The following is a 16715-nucleotide window of genomic DNA, read 5'->3' as shown; positions in this document are numbered from 1 at the left end:
TCTGCCTCAGCAGATTGTCTTATTGCTTTGTTATCGGTACTTCTGTCTTTGGTCACTATCATCGACGGGTTCCGGCGCTTCAATGGTGATCACTTGGTCCATAAAGTGACTCACGAACAACAACATCAGCGAAAAAATCATCACAGGGATCGCAAAGTGCCGCACTGAGGCATCGAAATAACTGTATCCCGCTGTAAACACACTCAAATAAAAGCCTAATAACTTAAGCTTAGCCAATGTTGGGCTACGGCCTAACCAAGCGGTGCAGTGGGGACAACGCACTTGGGCGTCGAAGCCTTTGCCTCTTTGTTGGGTGATGTCACTGACCTTGATGTACTGATTACAATGGGAACACAACATGAAAACACGATTCCTAAATAGCGATGCGCAAGTTTACCAGATCCCTGCCAGAGTGCGGCCTGCAAATGCTGATAAAAGGCTAATCTTGTCGAAAATGCGTGGAAAACCACGAGCCCTAAAGCAAACCAAGTAAACCCCTGCGGCAAAAAACCTTAGCTCCGAAGCAAATTTCACTCGACGACGTTTTACAGTCAATCCGGCAGCCACTATCATACTCAGACATATTTCTATTTAAGATCACACCTATGCATCGCTACCTCGCTCTAGTGTTTGCCCTGTTTATCCCATTATTAAGTCTCTCATCCCCAGCGCAAGCCGAACCTGTCGCGGCAACCGAAAGCACATCAACCACACCTGTGGCGGTCAAAGCAGAACTGGCGATGTTGCAACAAGCTATCGATACCGATATCCATAAGCTGAAACATGCCAAAGGTGAGTTGAAAACGATTGTCGAATATCGCATTCAAAACAAAACGTTACAGTTACGTAATAAGATTAAAGATTTGCTCGAAGCAACGCCGATCGACAGTGCTTTTCTGCAGCCATTGATCCAAGGACAACTGAACTACATCCAACAAATTGATACCTATATCGATGACAACATTGATAAATTGGAGCTGCAACTAGGCTCGGGTACAGATGATGCGATTCTGCTCGATATCTCTAAGCGCGAATTAGACAAAGACACCTATTACAAACAGCAACTCGAGACACTCAATTGGCTCGAACAGGTTGGCCAAGATGTTAGCGAAGCACAAAAGTCCCTGCTGCAAATTTTGATTGCGCGTGCAGATATGCTTGAAAGTTTAGTGACTTACACCCAGCAACAACTGCAAGCTGCGGTCGATACCGCAACCAATGCCGGTAAAGATGTCACGTCGGCGCAAACCAGCCACGTGATGATGCTAAAGGAACGCTTGGCCCAAAATAGCCAAAGCTTAAATATCGACATCAACTTACTCGATGCTTTAGGCCAAGATACCGCCGCGCTGAAAAAGACCTTGTTTAGTGTGTCAGGCGATATTACTCAGGACGTATTGAGCTTTGATGTGGCCTCGAGCTTAGTCGAGCAATGGCTGAACACGGCGCAGGAACAAGCGATAAATCATGGCCCTACCGTCGTGTTTAAGTTGTTTGTATTCTGCTTGATCTTAATTATCGCGGGTCTCGCCGGCAAGTTAGCCAAACAGATAGTGAAGAATACCGTTAGCAATTCTAAGTTGAATTTGAGCAAGTTATTACAAGACTTCTTCACCTCGCTATCAGGCAAAGCCGTCTTTACCATTGGACTCTTGGTCGCCCTGTCCCAGCTTGGGATCGAACTTGGGCCGCTACTCGCAGGCTTTGGTATTGCGGGTGTGATTATTGGTTTTGCACTGCAAGATACCCTGTCGAATTTTGCCTCTGGCATGATGATCTTAATTTATCGTCCCTACGATGTGGGTGATTTGATCAACGCTGCTGGTGTCACGGGTCGAGTAAGCCACATGAGTCTGGTCTCGACTACGATTAAAACCATGGATAACCAACGTCTTATTATTCCTAACAATAAGATTTGGGGCGACACTATTAACAACATCACGGCCGAGCACCAACGTCGAGTGGATATGACATTTGGTATTGGTTACAGCGACAATATCGAACATGCTGAAGCGATTCTCAAATCCATCGTCGAGGCGCATCCCAAAGTGCAGGCACTGCCAGCGCCAACGATAAAACTGCATCTGCTGGGTGAGTCTTCGGTCGACTTTATCGTGCGCCCTTGGGCGAAACCGGAAGATTATTGGGAAGTGTATTGGGACATTACCCGTGAAGTGAAAATGCGATTCGACGCCGAAGGGATCAGCATTCCGTTCCCGCAGCGCGATGTGCATATCTATCAAACCACGAAGTAACCTTTCTAAAACCAGCTAAAGCGTTAAACCAGTATTAGCACGTTAAACCAGAGTCAAAGGGCGTAGCAGCAAGCTCGCCCTTTTTTATCTCTGCAGCGCTTTTGCATCTAAGCGTGAGTTTTCATTGAAATGTTAGTTTCGAATCTAAACGTTAGCCTAAACCGACTATCTCACCTCTGGCATCGATATCGATTTTTAAGTAACCCGGCTTAAGCCCAAGTCCTGGCATAGTCATCACATTACCCACCAAGGCAGTAATAAATCCTGCCCCCGCATGCAATACTAACTCTCGCACTGGCACCACAAAATCCTTAGGAACACCCTTTAAGCTAGGATCGTGGCTAATGGATAACGGCGTTTTGGCCATACACAAAGGCAAATGCCCATAGCCAAGCGCGGTCAGTTGCTGCGCCTGCTGTTTCGCCTCGATAGACAGACTCACGCCTGCAGCACCATAACCCACTTCGGCTAAGGTAGATAACTTTGCCTCCAATGACACTTCATCTGGATATAACAGCTTGAACTGACTTTCAGTTTCAGCGGCGCGAACCACAGTTTGTGCTAAGGCGATAGCGCCCGCTTCCCCTTGGCTGAAGGCATCGCTAATTTCACAGCCATAGGCGGCACTCGCGTTGACGGCTTCCATTAGCCATTGCAACTCAGCATCGGAATCAGTGGCGAAACGGTTAATCGCAACCACCACAGGAATGCCATAACGCGCCACATTGTTGATATGCCAGTTTAAATTTGCAAAGCCCGCTTCGAGTCGAGCCTGATCTGGGGCATTGATATTTGTCGCACTGATGTTTGTCGCACTGATGTTTGGCACATGGATATTTGATACATTGCTATCCACCTCAGTTGCCCAGCCACTATTGGCCTTCAGCGCTTTTAAAGTCGTCACCAACACCGCGGCGGCTGGCGCCTGACCCGATTGACGAACCTTGATATTACAGAACTTTTCAAAGCCCATATCCGAGCCGAAACCGCCTTCAGTCACCACAAAGTCCGCCAGCCTAAGGGCGATATCATCGGCAATGATCGACGAGTTACCGTGGGCAATATTGGCAAAAGGTCCCGAATGGATCAGACAAGGCGAGCCATTTAAGGTCTGCATTAACGTCGGTTTTATCGCATCGGCCATGATGGCCGTCATCGCCCCAGCGACACCTAAATCTTCGGCGGTAATCACTTGCCCTTGGGTATTTAAGGCCAACACTAAACGACCGATCCGCACCCGCATGTCCGCCAAATCATGGCTTAAGGCTAAAATCGCCATCAACTCAGAGGCGGCGGTAATATCAAAGCTAGATCCGTACTCTGGGCCGTTATTATCACCTAAGCCCACATGAATTTGCCTAAGGCAGCGATCATTATGATCGACCACTCGGTGCCAGCGGATCTCGTTGGGATCGATAGCCAAAAACGCTTGTCCAGATTGCGCTTCAAATTCTGTTTTACCTAAGCGCGCCTCGTGGAATAGCCGCGCCGCAATCGCCGCCGCTCCTAAATTGTGGGCACTGCTGACGGCATGAATGTCACCCGTGAGATGTAAGTTCATCTCCTGCATGGGCACCACTTGCGCATAACCGCCACCCGCAGCACCGCCTTTCACCCCAAACACAGGTCCCATGCTAGGCTGGCGAATACAAGCACAGGCCTTTTGGCCTATGGCATTTAACGATTGTGTTAAGCCAATGCTCGTCACCGTTTTACCTTCGCCGTGGGGCGTAGGCGTAACTGCGGTGACGATAATCAATTTACCTTTGCGTTGCCCCGCTAAACGCTGCAACACACTGAGCTCAACCTTGGCTTTAGTGTGACCAAATAGCATCATCTCTTCGGGTAACAGGCCTAAGTCGGCGCCAATTTCGGTGATGTTTTTAAGGCTTGCGCGACTCGAAATATCCATATCTGTCAGCATGCGTCGATTTCTCCCTTTCAGATACGCTTTGGTTTAGTATGAGGGGTTGCTAAGCACAACACTCATTGAATAGGGCGGATATTAGGTGATTGGCTTTAAGATATATAGCCATCGAAAGGGTTAATGAGCGATTCCTTAATCTGCATCAAATATTTTGCCCTGCGCCCTATAAATCCAAAGCACACAGTCCCAAAGAGGAACAGCATGAGCGAGTCCCATTTTACTTTTTCTGAATTTGTTGCTGGTTTCTGGCGAATGGAAAGCTGGGACATGACGCCCATGCAGCGCCTTAGCCTGATTGAGCAATACCTAGAACTAGGCGTGACCACTATGGATCACGCTGATATTTATGGCCAATATCAATGCGAAACCTTGTTTGGCGAGGCATTAGCCTTAAAGCCTGCACTGCGCCAACAGATGCAAATTGTCAGTAAATGCGGCATTAAACCCGCGTTTGCCTGCCACCCTGAGCGCTACGTTAATCACTACGACACCTCCTGTGAGCATATTATTGCCAGCGTCGAGCATTCCCTTATGCAGCTTAATACCGATTATTTAGATCTGCTGCTGATCCACAGACCCGATCCCCTGATGGACGCTGATGCGGTCGCCGAGGCATTTAAGATCCTCAAGCAAGCAGGTAAAGTGCAGCATTTTGGCGTATCGAACTTCACCAATGCACAGTTTTCCTTGCTGCAATCGCGCTTGGATGCTCCTTTAGTCACCAATCAAGTGGAACTCTCGCCACTAGCGATGAGCACCCTACACGACGGTACGCTCGATTTGTGTCAGCAACGTCGTATTCGGCCTATGGCTTGGTCGTGCTTAGCAGGCGGAAGGATTTTTGAAACCACGAACCCACAGGCGGTTCGCTTGCATCAAACCCTCAAGCTCATCGCCGAGCAAGTGGGAGCCCAAGATATCAGCCAAGTGATTTATGCCTGGGTTCGTATGCTACCAAGCAGACCTGTGCCGCTTATCGGCAGTGGCAATATCGAGCGGATAAAGCGCGCCGTTGCCTCCAATGAGATCCAGCTCGATCGCCAGCAATGGTTCAGTATTTGGCAGGCATCTATGGGTCACAGCGTACCTTAATTTTTACCTCCCAAACGCAACAACCATAAACAACAACGGCGCCAGAAGGCGCCGTTGTTATATGTATTATTGAATGCGACTTAAAACTGCACATCGCCACTTAAATGCGGGCGACGACCTTTGCTGTCACGTAACTCAAATACCATATTATTAGCATTCTGCTCATAGCCAAATCCAACATCGGCAGGCATCAACAGTGGCAGTTTAAAGGTCACATCCACAGTAAATGGACGATCGCCAATGCTTGGCATCAACTCCGCCAAACAACGGGCCTTAGACCACATACCATGGGCGAGCACGCGATCAAAACCAAAACGCTTTGAGAGCACAGGATGCAAGTGGATCAAGTTATAGTCACCAGATGCCTTAGCATAACGACGACCTAAATCTTCACTCAAACTCCAGCTTTGTGGCGTTTCCCACGCCATATCAATGGCTTTAGGTGGACGAACCCGACGTCCAGCAACATCGATACGATATAAATAGGTGGAAAGCGATTCCCAAACGAGTTCTTCACCCACAAACGCCTTAGACACAAATTCAAACTCTAAGCCAGAATCCGTCTCACGGCTTGTGGTCAAGGCACACTCGAGGGAGAAAGTCTCGTCAACCGTTACAGGGCGATACACTTGAATGCGGTTCTTTAGGTGGATCATCCCAAGCAGTGGGAAAGTGATGCCATCGTGGGTAAAAATCACCGCATGCAGGCGAAATGCCATCACGTACAAATAGGTTGGCGGCAGCACTTTACCGTCAAATTGAAAACCACACACCTGCGCATATTGGCTTACTTTAGTTTCAGACACAGTCACATGCGGCGCAGTCACCTTTATATAGGGCAGCGGTTGCTGATCCCAACCCGGCTTACGGCCAAAGAAGATCTTGCGATAAAGAGAAAACAGCGACGGCATCGCGTTCAATTCAACACAATATGCATTATTCAAGTCTGAGTACCTTTTAATTAACTATCCCTTGGCACATAAATGCATTGCCATAAATTACCCCGCACAGACGAGTAACGTCTGCTCAATCAAGTTGATAACGAGTGTAAAACAGGCAGCGCTGCGTCTTAATAAGGGCTGATGCTGACTCACCGAATGGATAGCTATAGAGTCAGGTTTGTCGAAAACGGCGTGATTATAACCCAGAGGACAGAGTTCTGTGTATCCCTAAGTTTAGTAGGAATAATTACTACTAATAAAATCAATAAATTAAAATATTATGATACAAATTTACCCATCTCGGCTCGGCGATAACATCTCCTGAGTGCGAAAAATTTACGTCTGTGCCACACTATCGTTCCACTCTCTTTAACCTAGTTATCACGTGCAAGATAAGAATTTTGATAAACTCGCGCAAAAATTTGCAAAAAATATTTATGGTACGCCTAAAGGCGACATTCGTGCCGCTGTACTGTGGCGCGACCTCGCACCTGCGCTAGTAAAACTGGGGGATAGAAAACTCAGGGTATTAGATGCGGGCGGTGGTTTTGGTTACTTTAGCCAGAAATTAGCCCGCCTCGGCCACGAAGTGGTGCTGTGCGATATCTCGGCGGAGATGTTGGCGCAAGCGCAAGAGCAGATAGATGCATCGCCTGAACCATTAGCTATCCAGCTAATCCATGCGCCTATTCAAGCTCTGTCGGTCGAGCAACATGGCTATTTCGATATCATATTGTGCCATGCGGTCGTCGAATGGTTAACAGATGCTAAGCCCACGATGGCGGGCCTACTCACTATGCTTAAACCCGCGGGATTATTCTCTTTGATGTTTTACAACAAAGAAGCCATGCGCTTTCATGCCTTAGTGTCGGGCAATTTCGATTACGTCGCCGCAGATTTAAAAGTGAAAAAGAAAGTGCGGCTAACACCCACGCACCCACTTTATATTCAAGAGGTTAAAGATTGGTTTAGCGAGTGGCAGATGTCACTCATCTGTCAGTCTGGCGTGCGGGTGATCCACGACTATTTAAAAAAGAGTCAACCAGTGGATTTCGATTATCAAAAATTGCTGCAAATGGAGCTCGAGTATTCGCAACGCGAGCCCTATATTTCGCTGGGTCGATATGTACACTTTTTAGGGCAGAGTCCTGCAGGTTAAATGCGCTTGGTTATAAACCCAGTATCCTAAACGATTACTCGCAGGTCTGTTTCCAGCAGGCGCTCACTTTGGCGCCTGCTCGTTCTAGCAATTGCACCACACTCTTATCGCCCACCACATGACCCGCACCAACCACCACAAATAATGGTGAAGCCACGTCAGTCGAGCCCATTAATTTTATAATGCCGTCGGCCATCACATGGTTTCGCCGCCAGAGAATTTTCTCTAGCATTTCAGTGTCGTCCTCGCCGCCCATTTGCTCCTGCATTATGTTATCAAGCTCAGCTTCATTACCCGAACGCCAAGCCGCAATTAACGACAAAAGGTCTGCATCCGACGTACTAATCGCCTCACGCACCATAGACCACTGCGCTTGGCTATCAAAGGACGCTAATAACTGAAATTGCGACTCGGCGGTTTCTAACTGATACACAGGTAAAGCCGCATGGCGGGCAATCAACTGCATATCAACGCCATAATCCGTGCTGTAACCTAAGTTGTTATAACGTATTAAGTTAAGTTGCGTGGCTTGCAGCCAAGGCGCGAAGGATTGAATCGACTGGCAAACATTGGCCGTGGCAGCGCAATAGGGCGTCATGCTCTCAACCGTTTGTTTATCTCGGCTCTGCCAATCTAAACCTTTGGTTTTATCGGCGCGGCCGTATTGGCGCAGCAAGGCATTGCTATCGGCTTTATTCATATCGACTTCCACGACTAAGCCCTTCGCTTTGCCCAGCGAGGTTTCAATTTGGGTGGGTAATGGATAAAAATCGGCACGTCCAATATGAATCGAGCCCAGTAGATACGCGCTCTTTCCTTGCCATTGCACTTGATAAAATGGCGGCTTATCGGTTTCGGCACTCACCGCTTTGGTGCTCCAACCCGTCAACGCCAGAAAACAGATTGCTGCAATTAATCGCCATTGGCTTGTTGCCATATCCTTTGCCCCTTATAATTCCTGCAAATTTTGCAATGAGACGCTGTTATGCCACATACCAAGGTTATAGAGCAACTGAAAGAGAATCTTCAAATCGCCTATCGCCAAGCCATAGACGCCGACGCTAAGTTAGATGAGCTAAAGAAAGCTGGCCATGGAAACTTCACCAGCATATTTACGGCAGAACAAGGTTTTATCGCTTCGAGTAATCGTTTTCTGCCCTATGTACAAGAGTTGGTCGATGACTTAACTCGTATGGAAGAATATGAGGCGCTCGATGCTAAAGAACTCGAAACCTATGTGCGCCAGCTCGGTGCGTTACTGCAAACATTGCAGGCCTTTAAGATGCAAAGCTAAGCTTGATTAAGAGCTGAAACTCGCCAGTAGTCTTCAGCTCTTTTCATCTGCTATCCATTCAACCCCCCCGCATAGCTAACGCTAAGCGCCCTCAAAATTGTCATCATTTTGTCATTTCTAAGTCATAGACTCCGCTCACATAGACGAAGGGGCTGACGTAATGACAAGTTTAGATTTGGCTAAAGAGCTCGATAAAATAATTTCTAAAGCGGCAATCAGTCCCTTATTTCAGCCAATTTTCAATATATTAGAACATAAGATCCACGGTTTTGAAGCCTTGAGCCGCGGCCCTGAACACAGCCCGTTATACTCTCCAGTGCCGCTATTTCAGACCGCCGAGCATGAAGGCAAGTTAAGCGAGTTAGAAACCCTTTGTCGGCGCATTTCACTCGAACAATTTAAGCTGCGTCAGTTCCAAGGCAAGCTGTTTATCAATATCTCGCCCAAGGCGTTGTTAGACCCTGCGCACCCCAAGGGCATGACCTTACAGCTGTTGCAACAACTCGGCATAGCGCCATCGCAGGTGGTGATTGAGCTGTCGGAGCAATATCCCGCCGATGATATCGACTTACTTAAATCTTGCTTGAATCATTATCGCAGCCAAGGTTTTTTAACGGCCATCGATGACTTAGGCGCAGGTTATTCCGGTTTAAGGCTCTGGTCAGAATTGTCGCCCGACTATGTCAAAATTGACCGCCACTTTATCCATGAAATTGATTCGACCCCTGTCAAACAGGAGTTTGTCCGCTCGATTGTGGAGTTATGCCAAAGCTTAACCTGCAAAGTGATAGCAGAAGGGATTGAAACGCAAGAGGAATTAGCCGTACTCAAACAACTGGGTATCGTCTATTGCCAAGGCTATTTGCTAGGGCGTCCAGAAGTGCTCCCCTGCCGCGCGATGAAAGCGACCTTAGTGCCAAACAATACCCAAATTCAACCTAGATACAGCGAATCCGCCGAAAGCCTGTGCACAAATGCCATCACAGTTGCACCCACACTCAAACTCAAATTTTTAAGTGACACCTTTAGCTCGCAACCCGCACTGCAGGCGGTGGTTGTGGTCGATAATCAGTTACCGCTGGGGATTATCAGCCGCGCAACCTTACTCGAGCTTTTCAGTACGCCCTATGGTCGTGCCTTGCATGAAAATCATGCCGTAAGTGAAGTGATGGACCCGCAGGTTATCCAAATTGAAGCCAACGAACCCTTATCTACAGTGAGCCAATTGCTGACCTCAGAGACGGCCAATACAGTTGCTCAGCAGTTCATTATCCTTCGCCGTGGCAAACTACTCGGCATAGGCCACACTAAGGATTTACTGCAAAGGATCACAGAGCACAGAATTAAGATGGCCCGCCATGCGAATCCTCTGACAGACTTGCCGGGCAATGTGCCCATTCAGGAGGAATTAAAACGCCTTAAAATCCAAAAGAAACACTTTTACCTGGCCTATTTTGATTTGTGTAACTTTAAGCCCTATAACGATATTTATGGCTTTTGTCGCGGCGATGAAGTGATTTGTGAAGTGACTAATCTGTTACTGAAATATAAAAGTGACAATTGCTTTATCGGCCATGTGGGCGGCGATGACTTTGTGATTATCAGCACCTGTGAACATATGATCAGCCGTTGCCAACGAATTCTAGCGGACTTTGAAACCCATAAGCATTTGTTTTACAGCGCCGAGCATTGGCAAGCTCAAGAGATGCTCGCCGACGATAGACAAGGCGAAGCCTGCTACCATCAATTGATCAGCCTGTGCGTGGGTATCTTGCCACCAGCACTGACCTTTAACGCCAATGAACACAGCCTGTCGACCTTAAGTGCCCGGGCAAAAAAACAGGCAAAATCCGCGAATAACGGATTTTACCTGTTAGAAAATCACCTTACTATCGAAACTCAAGCGCTCAGTGCTTGAGTCTTAAGTGACCGATTTAACGATTGAAAGATTGAAAGATTGAAAGATTGAAAGATTGAAAGATTGAAAGATTGACGATTAAAGTTGTGGGGCAATCGTCTTCTTTAACCAATCAGTCAACATTTTGGTTTCGTACATAAAAGGTTTATCAGTTAAAGATTTAATCCCATCCATGAAACCCATATCCGACAGTTTTTCATCGCCCGCAATAATCACTTTATCGTTTTCCAAAACTTGATAGGAAAAAGTCATACGCGGTGGATAGATTTCTTTAACAATGCGTAAATCATTGGCGGTCGCACCAAAGGTTGGGCGCATATCCCCCGCCAGATCAACATCGGTGATCGTCATTTCAAGCTTTTGATTCGGCTTTAAAATCTTCGCCGCTTCTTTATTGATGTTTTCTGTTAAGGTCTCAAATAAGCGCTTCTCATAGCGGGATTGGATTTCCCCCGATGATTTGATATCGCGAAAATCCTTAGGACTTTGCCAAACAATTTTAACCACCCCATCTTCGGTGACGGGATTCACTGGCGCTTCATCGGCTGCCCAAGCCGCACTGCAACTTAATACACCTGCGAGTAAAAGGGACTTAATTTTCATATTTGCCTCCAAGGCCTAGATAACTTTCTGGAAACCACAGTACAAAATCTAACCTGAACTAGAGCTTAACGCAAAACTGATATAAGTACAGCTAACGCAGTGTAAGCTTTTGTATAAATGAGTAAAATTTTATAGTTCAACCACAATTGACACGTATCTTTTTGTATCGAGACTGCACTAAGTAAGTGCATGGTTATCAATTTGTGAACATTTTACGCGCATAACCACAAAAAAAACGTTATCCTTCCGCTATTGTTTACATGGCTCACTTAATAAAAATGAAATTCCCCGTTGTACCAGTGTTCATTCTTATCCTGTTTACCTGCGTGGTTAGTGCGATTTGGTTTATCTCCCCGAGTGATAAAAATACCGGCCCTAAAACATGGTCAGCCTTTATCTATAACCATGGCTATGACTCGGGGAAGTATAAAAAAACTGATAACTTTGACAGCTATGAGACCTGCCGCGATTTTGCACGCGAACAATCAGCCTTCTACGACGATGTACCTTGGGAATGTGGTTCTATGTGCCAGTTCGATACTCGCAAGCAAGGGTTTCAATGCAAAGAAATGAAAAATGAGCGCTAACTAACCGTTCAGCATAGGTTCAATATTTATACAATAAGCTAAGCCCCTCAAAGCACAACTCGTTTTCTTTACCGTCTAAGGATGCACGATTTAGAACTGACGTGTTAAACGTAATTTTTAATTTGGAGCTTACCTATGAACCTAAAAACAGCTAATTTATCAAAACCTTACTCACATAAAATCGCTTTATTGGCTCTACTAACATTCGGAACTAGCATTAGTCTTTCAAGCCATGCGGCGCCATTGACCATCAGCCAACAACAGGCGGTTAACGCTCATTTTAGCAAATTGGCTCAGGCGCAATATGCGGCTGAAACCCAAATGGCTGAGCAGCTTAAGCAAGATTTTTCTCAGCAATTAACCGCACAGGAACATGAGTTTATGAATGATATCTGCCCTAAATACGGCATGACCTTCGATGTGACAACCAATGCCTGTTTACGCTCATAAGCGATTGCAAGATTAAAATGGAAAACGGGCGCAGAGCTCAGGGTATTGCAGCTTTAAATCCTTGGGCTTAGTGCTAAATTTTTTCCCCGCGGGCGTCGCCTTGCCCGATGGCATAAAGGGCAACTCATCACCGGTTCTATCTTCGTATAATTGCCCTGCAATAAGATCGTATTCATCCACAAAGGGATAAGCATAGGCGTCTCGCTCTGGCCAAGCGGCTAAACGCGCTAAAGTGTCAGGCTGATTAACCACACCATCGTAGGTTTCTTTGCCGAGTGAAATCAAAAAACACCTGAATTCGGCAAAGGCATATTCAGAATCACAGCCCGTAATAATGTAAGCCGCGCCCCAAACCGACCACAAATAGCTACGACGCATCTGCTGACCAAAGATTTTATCGAAGGCTTTTAACTCTTCATTACTCAGTTCGGCGAGTTTCTGCTTCAGTGCTTGAGCCAAAGACTCCTGTGATTGCGCCGCTTCCGTACGCGTGACTAAACCCCAAAACTCAACTTCTGTCATAAACTTCACCTAATAGAATAAGCCTTTCGCAAAAGGCTTATTCTACACGATATTAAGGTTATGCTGGACTCGGATTAGGGCATTTCCTACACTTGCTCATCTTCTTCGCTACCTGTCTACACATACATCTATGCCTAAACGTCTTATGCTACTGATCTCTTTATATTGCCTCTTCAGCATTGCCGCACTTTTACGGGCCGTGACAACGCAATCCTTTGATGTATTCACCCTAGGCGTCCTCCCTGTGCTCGTTGGCATAATGATGCGCACGCCGTGGTCGAGCTTAGTATTGAAGATTTATATCGGCATGCAAACCTTAGGATTTTCAGCCCTAGGCATGACAGCGATTATTGCCTACCGTATTACCCCTGAAGATGTAAAAGTGGTTGTTTCTGGCCACAATATTCCTATGTTGCCGCTGACAATAAGCATTATTGTCATTTTACTCTTGCAGTATTGGATCGCATTTTCTAAGGTCACGAGTCATTATTTGACCCGTCAAACACGGTAATGGACATTTGTTGCTAAGCTGTTACTAATAGCGTAGCTTAGCGACCCAATAAAATACTTGCGACTCTTAACTTGAAGTAGACTATGAGCCATTTATCGCCCAGCGAACTTTCCATTCTTTTGGTAGAACCTTCAGATATCCAGCGTCGAATTATTATTCAACGCTTGCAACAGGAAGGTATTCTCAGCATTCAAACCGCAGAAAATATTGAAGCGGCTAAAGATATTATTGCTCGCCACAAACCCGATCTTATCGCCAGCGCCATGCATTTTGATGATGGCACCGCCATCGAACTCTTAGGCTACTTAAGGGCTAGCGCTGACTGCAAAGATATTCAATTTATGCTGGTCTCGAGCGAGTGTCGCCGTGAGCAACTTGAGATATTCCGCCAATCGGGTGTGGTCGCTATCCTACCTAAGCCCTTCAGTGCCGAGCATTTAGCCACAGCCTTAAATGCCACTATCGATCTGCTCAGCCACGATGAACTCGACCTCAGTAATTTCGATGTGCAGGATGTGCGCGTATTAGTGGTCGATGATAGCCGTATGGCAAGAAATGTCATTAAACGTACGATTGGTAACTTAGGGATGAAACTGATTACCGAGGCTGAAGATGGTGCACAGGCCATAGCGTTGATGAAAAACAATATGTTCGACTTAGTCATCACTGACTACAATATGCCCAGCGTAGATGGTCTTGCGCTGACTCAATATATTCGCAGCGAAAGCCAGCAATCGCACATTCCCATCTTGATGGTATCTTCCGAAGCCAACGATACCCACCTCAGCAATGTGTCCCAAGCGGGGGTGAATGCCTTATGCGACAAGCCCTTTGAACCCAAATTGGTTAAAAAATTACTCTATCAACTGTTAGAAGAATGAAACCAGAATAAAACTTAAGTCACGAACTGAGTAAATATTCTGCGCTTTACCGAACATCCTGCGGCAGCTTAGACGCAAAAGGCTTTCCAAGCGCTGAACCTTATGGCATGTTAGGCACGCTTATTTCAAATAAATCTACGGAAAGAAGAGACAATAAAAATGAACAAAACTGAACTTATCGCCAAAATTGCAGAAAATGCCGATCTAACGAAAGTAGAAGCCGCACGCGCATTGAAGTCTTTTGAAGCAGCCATTACCGAATCAATGAAAAATGGTGACAAAATCTCCATCGTAGGCTTCGGTTCGTTTGAAACTGCGACTCGTGCTGCTCGCACCGGCCGTAACCCACAAACGGGTAAAGAAATTCAAATCGCTGAAGCGACTGTGCCTAAGTTTAAAGCGGGTAAAACCCTACGCGACAGCGTAAACTAAGCGAGAAAATTCAAAACAACGCCTCCATTGTGAGGCGTTTTTTTTGCTTTCTTCCAGTGAAATCCTGAATATTTTTTGCACAACAAGAGTGCGCCTCTGCCCCATAAACTGGCAAATAAAAACATTTTATTAACACTTGATGTTCTAATATCTTGTTTTACATAGAATTGTAATAGTGGCATATGATTAGCAAATCCCTTCTTAGAAAAAAACCAAGATGCACTAATGACCACTACTTACTTAAGTGTGCCACTGGTGAATCGATAAATAAGTCAATCGAGGGGATGAGCATGAAGAAATCACTGTACAGCGTTTTGGCCTTATCGACGGGAATGTTACTGGCTGGCAATGCCTTTGCAGCCGTATCAGGCAACATTGGTGGTACCTCTAATTACCTATGGCGCGGTGCGACCCAAACTAAAGATGCGGTCGCAATCCAAGGTGGGATTGACTACAGCCATGATTCTGGATTTTATGCCGGCACTTGGGCATCGAATGTGGATTTTGGTGATGATACGAGCTACGAGCTGGATCTCTACGCGGGTTATGGTGGCAATATTACCGAAGACATCAGTTACGACTTTGGCTACCTCTACTACGCCTACCCAGACGCTCCTGGCAGCATTGATTTTGGTGAACTCCATGCTGCAGTAACTTGGAAGTGGCTTGAACTGGGTTACTCCCATGTCATCAATGCCGGTGACGATGTCACCGCCGATCCGTTAGATAATAAAGATCTCAGCTATCTTGCCGCGACTGTCTCTGTGCCTCTCACTGAAAAACTTAGCTTATCAGTGCACTATGGCTACTCAAGCGGTGATGTTGTGCAATCTTGGTTTGGCGAAGATAACTATGCCGACTATAACGTCACACTCAGTGCAGATACCAGCATGGGCACAGTGTCGTTCATGGTTTCTGATACCGATCTCACCGATGATGATGCCAAACTGGTACTCGGCTATTCCTACAGCTTTGATCTCTAAGATCTAACATTTAGGATCTTACGTCTAAGCTCTAAGCATAAAAAACGCCACCTTAAACGGTAGCGTTTTTTTAGCGTAATCAACTATTAGGCAATAATAGGTCTATTGGTTTTACGGGCAGCGACCATTTTCTCGATATATTCAACAATAGGCTCAGTCACTGAAATCCCTGTGGTTTGTTCAATCCCTTCAATGCCTGGCGCCGAATTCACCTCAAGGATCAAAGGACCACGATTAGAGCGTAAAATATCCACCCCAGCGACCACCAATCCCATCGCTTTCACCGCCGCAATCGCCATCTTACGTTCCACTGCAGTGATTTTAACCACCTCACCACAGCCACCCAAATGCAGATTAGAGCGAAAATCCCCCTCGGGACCTTGGCGCTTCATAGAGGCGATGACCTTGTCACCGACAACAAAACAACGAATATCACTGCCATTGGATTCTTTAATGTATTCCTGTACTAAGATATTCGCTTTCAGCCCCAAGAATGCTTCTATCACGCTCTCAGCAGCCGTTTTCGTCTCAGCTAATACCACGCCAATCCCTTGAGTACCTTCGAGTAACTTAATGACTAACGGAGCGCCGCCCACCATATTGATGAGGTCGGGGATATCATTTGGCTTATTGGCAAAGCCTGTCACAGGCATACCAATCCCTTTGCGGGAGAGTAATTGCAGCGCCCGTAATTTGTCCCGAGAACGCGCAATAGAGATTGAATCATTCGCCGCATACACGCCCATCATCTCGAACTGACGAACAACGGCACAACCATAAAAAGTCACGCTGGCATGAATACGCGGAATGATGGCATCAAAGCCAACTAATTCAGTGCCTTCATAATGAATGCTAGGCTTAATGGAATTAATATTCATGTAGCAGTTCAGTGTATTGATCACGACCGCTTCATGTCCACGGCTTTGACAAGCCTCCACTAAACGTTGTGTCGAATACAACTGGGGGAATTGGGATAAAATACCTATTTTCATTGCTGAGTGACCAACTTAAGCATGAGTGAATAAACCGTTCTGCAGCACTAAAAGCACAGCGACAGAAAAAGGGGCTGATATTTGTCTATTGCTCAGTGTAAAGCAAGAAAATATTCCTCACCAGACGAAATCACTATGCTATTGAAATAGTTCGAGACCTCTCACACA

18 protein-coding genes are annotated in these 16715 nt (G+C 46.3%); 11 read left to right on the top strand and 7 right to left on the bottom strand.

The features are described from left to right. Nucleotides 1-30: 30 nt before the first annotated feature. On the bottom strand, nucleotides 31-360 hold the full coding sequence (locus tag Q4Q54_RS13145) for a hypothetical protein (protein ID WP_006084232.1): 330 nt from the start codon (nucleotides 358-360) through the stop codon (nucleotides 31-33). A 245-nt stretch (nucleotides 361-605) separates the two neighbouring features. Between Q4Q54_RS13145 and Q4Q54_RS13140 the strand changes: the two genes are divergently transcribed. After that, a complete protein-coding gene (locus Q4Q54_RS13140) occupies nucleotides 606-2255 on the top strand; it encodes a mechanosensitive ion channel family protein (protein ID WP_311988667.1) in 1650 nt (549 codons plus the stop codon). A gap of 151 nt (nucleotides 2256-2406) precedes the next feature. Here Q4Q54_RS13140 and Q4Q54_RS13135 read toward each other — a convergent pair whose 3' ends face one another. After that, nucleotides 2407-4179, bottom strand: a complete 1773-nt coding sequence (locus Q4Q54_RS13135; RefSeq protein ID WP_311988666.1) for a formate--tetrahydrofolate ligase — start codon at nucleotides 4177-4179, stop codon at nucleotides 2407-2409. Between the two features lie 204 nt (nucleotides 4180-4383). Between Q4Q54_RS13135 and Q4Q54_RS13130 the strand changes: the two genes are divergently transcribed. Beyond that, nucleotides 4384-5274, top strand: a complete 891-nt coding sequence (locus Q4Q54_RS13130) for an aldo/keto reductase family oxidoreductase (protein ID WP_311988665.1) — start codon at nucleotides 4384-4386, stop codon at nucleotides 5272-5274. Between the two features lie 80 nt (nucleotides 5275-5354). Here Q4Q54_RS13130 and Q4Q54_RS13125 read toward each other — a convergent pair whose 3' ends face one another. Then, a complete protein-coding gene (locus Q4Q54_RS13125) occupies nucleotides 5355-6185 on the bottom strand; it encodes a MaoC/PaaZ C-terminal domain-containing protein (RefSeq protein WP_106651707.1) in 831 nt (276 codons plus the stop codon). 415 nt (nucleotides 6186-6600) lie between these two features. On the opposite strand from Q4Q54_RS13125, the gene Q4Q54_RS13120 reads away from it, so the two are divergent. Then, nucleotides 6601-7374 (top strand): methyltransferase domain-containing protein, encoded by a 774-nt coding sequence (locus Q4Q54_RS13120; protein WP_311988664.1) that lies wholly within the window; start codon nucleotides 6601-6603, stop codon nucleotides 7372-7374. Nucleotides 7375-7408: 34 nt separating this feature from the next. Here Q4Q54_RS13120 and Q4Q54_RS13115 read toward each other — a convergent pair whose 3' ends face one another. After that, nucleotides 7409-8311 carry a TraB/GumN family protein gene (locus Q4Q54_RS13115; protein ID WP_311890111.1) on the bottom strand — a complete coding sequence of 301 codons (903 nt, stop codon included), beginning with the start codon at nucleotides 8309-8311 and terminating at the stop codon, nucleotides 7409-7411. Nucleotides 8312-8359: 48 nt separating this feature from the next. Here Q4Q54_RS13115 and Q4Q54_RS13110 point away from each other — a divergent pair, with 48 nt between their 5' ends. Together Q4Q54_RS13110 and Q4Q54_RS13105 are read left to right on the top strand one after the other, a co-directional pair. Next, nucleotides 8360-8668: a prephenate dehydrogenase gene (locus Q4Q54_RS13110; RefSeq protein WP_311905633.1), complete on the top strand. Its 309-nt coding sequence runs from the start codon at nucleotides 8360-8362 to the stop codon at nucleotides 8666-8668. 160 nt (nucleotides 8669-8828) lie between these two features. Beyond that, the gene (locus tag Q4Q54_RS13105) at nucleotides 8829-10586 is read left to right on the top strand and encodes a GGDEF domain-containing protein (RefSeq protein ID WP_283627757.1); all 1758 of its coding nucleotides are present in this window, start codon (nucleotides 8829-8831) and stop codon (nucleotides 10584-10586) included. Nucleotides 10587-10664: 78 nt separating this feature from the next. On the opposite strand, the gene Q4Q54_RS13100 is transcribed toward Q4Q54_RS13105, so the two are convergent. Continuing rightward, nucleotides 10665-11189 carry a DUF3016 domain-containing protein gene (locus Q4Q54_RS13100; RefSeq protein WP_311988663.1) on the bottom strand — a complete coding sequence of 175 codons (525 nt, stop codon included), beginning with the start codon at nucleotides 11187-11189 and terminating at the stop codon, nucleotides 10665-10667. Between the two features lie 278 nt (nucleotides 11190-11467). Between Q4Q54_RS13100 and Q4Q54_RS13095 the strand changes: the two genes are divergently transcribed. Beyond that, nucleotides 11468-11776: a hypothetical protein gene (locus tag Q4Q54_RS13095; protein ID WP_012090285.1), complete on the top strand. Its 309-nt coding sequence runs from the start codon at nucleotides 11468-11470 to the stop codon at nucleotides 11774-11776. Nucleotides 11777-11911: 135 nt separating this feature from the next. Then, a complete protein-coding gene (locus Q4Q54_RS13090) occupies nucleotides 11912-12226 on the top strand; it encodes a hypothetical protein (RefSeq protein ID WP_311890109.1) in 315 nt (104 codons plus the stop codon). Between the two features lie 12 nt (nucleotides 12227-12238). Here Q4Q54_RS13090 and Q4Q54_RS13085 read toward each other — a convergent pair whose 3' ends face one another. Beyond that, complete coding sequence (locus tag Q4Q54_RS13085) at nucleotides 12239-12748, bottom strand: DUF4240 domain-containing protein (RefSeq protein WP_311988662.1); 510 nt, start codon at nucleotides 12746-12748, stop codon at nucleotides 12239-12241. A 130-nt stretch (nucleotides 12749-12878) separates the two neighbouring features. On the opposite strand from Q4Q54_RS13085, the gene Q4Q54_RS13080 reads away from it, so the two are divergent. The 4 genes from Q4Q54_RS13080 to Q4Q54_RS13065 all read left to right on the top strand — a co-directional run bounded on the left by Q4Q54_RS13080 (nucleotide 12879) and on the right by Q4Q54_RS13065 (nucleotide 15555). Then, on the top strand, nucleotides 12879-13259 hold the full coding sequence (locus Q4Q54_RS13080) for a hypothetical protein (protein ID WP_115333816.1): 381 nt from the start codon (nucleotides 12879-12881) through the stop codon (nucleotides 13257-13259). An 83-nt stretch (nucleotides 13260-13342) separates the two neighbouring features. After that, nucleotides 13343-14140: a response regulator gene (locus tag Q4Q54_RS13075; protein WP_259511047.1), complete on the top strand. Its 798-nt coding sequence runs from the start codon at nucleotides 13343-13345 to the stop codon at nucleotides 14138-14140. Between the two features lie 159 nt (nucleotides 14141-14299). Next, nucleotides 14300-14572: an HU family DNA-binding protein gene (locus tag Q4Q54_RS13070; RefSeq protein ID WP_006079990.1), complete on the top strand. Its 273-nt coding sequence runs from the start codon at nucleotides 14300-14302 to the stop codon at nucleotides 14570-14572. 290 nt (nucleotides 14573-14862) lie between these two features. Beyond that, the gene (locus tag Q4Q54_RS13065) at nucleotides 14863-15555 is read left to right on the top strand and encodes a TorF family putative porin (RefSeq protein ID WP_311988661.1); all 693 of its coding nucleotides are present in this window, start codon (nucleotides 14863-14865) and stop codon (nucleotides 15553-15555) included. 86 nt (nucleotides 15556-15641) lie between these two features. Here Q4Q54_RS13065 and rimK read toward each other — a convergent pair whose 3' ends face one another. Then, a complete protein-coding gene (gene rimK, locus Q4Q54_RS13060) occupies nucleotides 15642-16547 on the bottom strand; it encodes a 30S ribosomal protein S6--L-glutamate ligase (RefSeq protein ID WP_006079988.1) in 906 nt (301 codons plus the stop codon). Nucleotides 16548-16715: the final 168 nt, after the last annotated feature.

The sequence above is a fragment of the Shewanella sp. SP2S2-4 genome, from assembly GCF_031932025.1.
Taxonomy (GTDB): domain Bacteria; phylum Pseudomonadota; class Gammaproteobacteria; order Enterobacterales; family Shewanellaceae; genus Shewanella; species Shewanella baltica.
This window is presented reverse-complemented; position numbering and strand designations above follow the sequence as displayed.

What these genes read in the sequence shown, in the direction of transcription:
- Q4Q54_RS13135 (WP_311988666.1), bottom strand. Translation starts at nt 4,179, where the DNA reads ATGCTGACAGATATGGATATTTCGAGTCGCGCAAGCCTTAAAAACATC.
- Q4Q54_RS13110 (WP_311905633.1), top strand. Translation starts at nt 8,360, where the DNA reads ATGCCACATACCAAGGTTATAGAGCAACTGAAAGAGAATCTTCAAATC.
- Q4Q54_RS13130 (WP_311988665.1), top strand. Translation starts at nt 4,384, where the DNA reads ATGAGCGAGTCCCATTTTACTTTTTCTGAATTTGTTGCTGGTTTCTGG.
- rimK (WP_006079988.1), bottom strand. Translation starts at nt 16,547, where the DNA reads ATGAAAATAGGTATTTTATCCCAATTCCCCCAGTTGTATTCGACACAA.
- Q4Q54_RS13125 (WP_106651707.1), bottom strand. Translation starts at nt 6,185, where the DNA reads ATGCCGTCGCTGTTTTCTCTTTATCGCAAGATCTTCTTTGGCCGTAAG.
- Q4Q54_RS13140 (WP_311988667.1), top strand. Translation starts at nt 606, where the DNA reads ATGCATCGCTACCTCGCTCTAGTGTTTGCCCTGTTTATCCCATTATTA.
- Q4Q54_RS13105 (WP_283627757.1), top strand. Translation starts at nt 8,829, where the DNA reads ATGACAAGTTTAGATTTGGCTAAAGAGCTCGATAAAATAATTTCTAAA.
- Q4Q54_RS13115 (WP_311890111.1), bottom strand. Translation starts at nt 8,311, where the DNA reads ATGGCAACAAGCCAATGGCGATTAATTGCAGCAATCTGTTTTCTGGCG.
- Q4Q54_RS13145 (WP_006084232.1), bottom strand. Translation starts at nt 360, where the DNA reads ATGTTGTGTTCCCATTGTAATCAGTACATCAAGGTCAGTGACATCACC.
- Q4Q54_RS13070 (WP_006079990.1), top strand. Translation starts at nt 14,300, where the DNA reads ATGAACAAAACTGAACTTATCGCCAAAATTGCAGAAAATGCCGATCTA.
- Q4Q54_RS13100 (WP_311988663.1), bottom strand. Translation starts at nt 11,189, where the DNA reads ATGAAAATTAAGTCCCTTTTACTCGCAGGTGTATTAAGTTGCAGTGCG.
- Q4Q54_RS13095 (WP_012090285.1), top strand. Translation starts at nt 11,468, where the DNA reads ATGAAATTCCCCGTTGTACCAGTGTTCATTCTTATCCTGTTTACCTGC.
- Q4Q54_RS13085 (WP_311988662.1), bottom strand. Translation starts at nt 12,748, where the DNA reads ATGACAGAAGTTGAGTTTTGGGGTTTAGTCACGCGTACGGAAGCGGCG.
- Q4Q54_RS13090 (WP_311890109.1), top strand. Translation starts at nt 11,912, where the DNA reads ATGAACCTAAAAACAGCTAATTTATCAAAACCTTACTCACATAAAATC.
- Q4Q54_RS13065 (WP_311988661.1), top strand. Translation starts at nt 14,863, where the DNA reads ATGAAGAAATCACTGTACAGCGTTTTGGCCTTATCGACGGGAATGTTA.
- Q4Q54_RS13080 (WP_115333816.1), top strand. Translation starts at nt 12,879, where the DNA reads ATGCCTAAACGTCTTATGCTACTGATCTCTTTATATTGCCTCTTCAGC.
- Q4Q54_RS13075 (WP_259511047.1), top strand. Translation starts at nt 13,343, where the DNA reads ATGAGCCATTTATCGCCCAGCGAACTTTCCATTCTTTTGGTAGAACCT.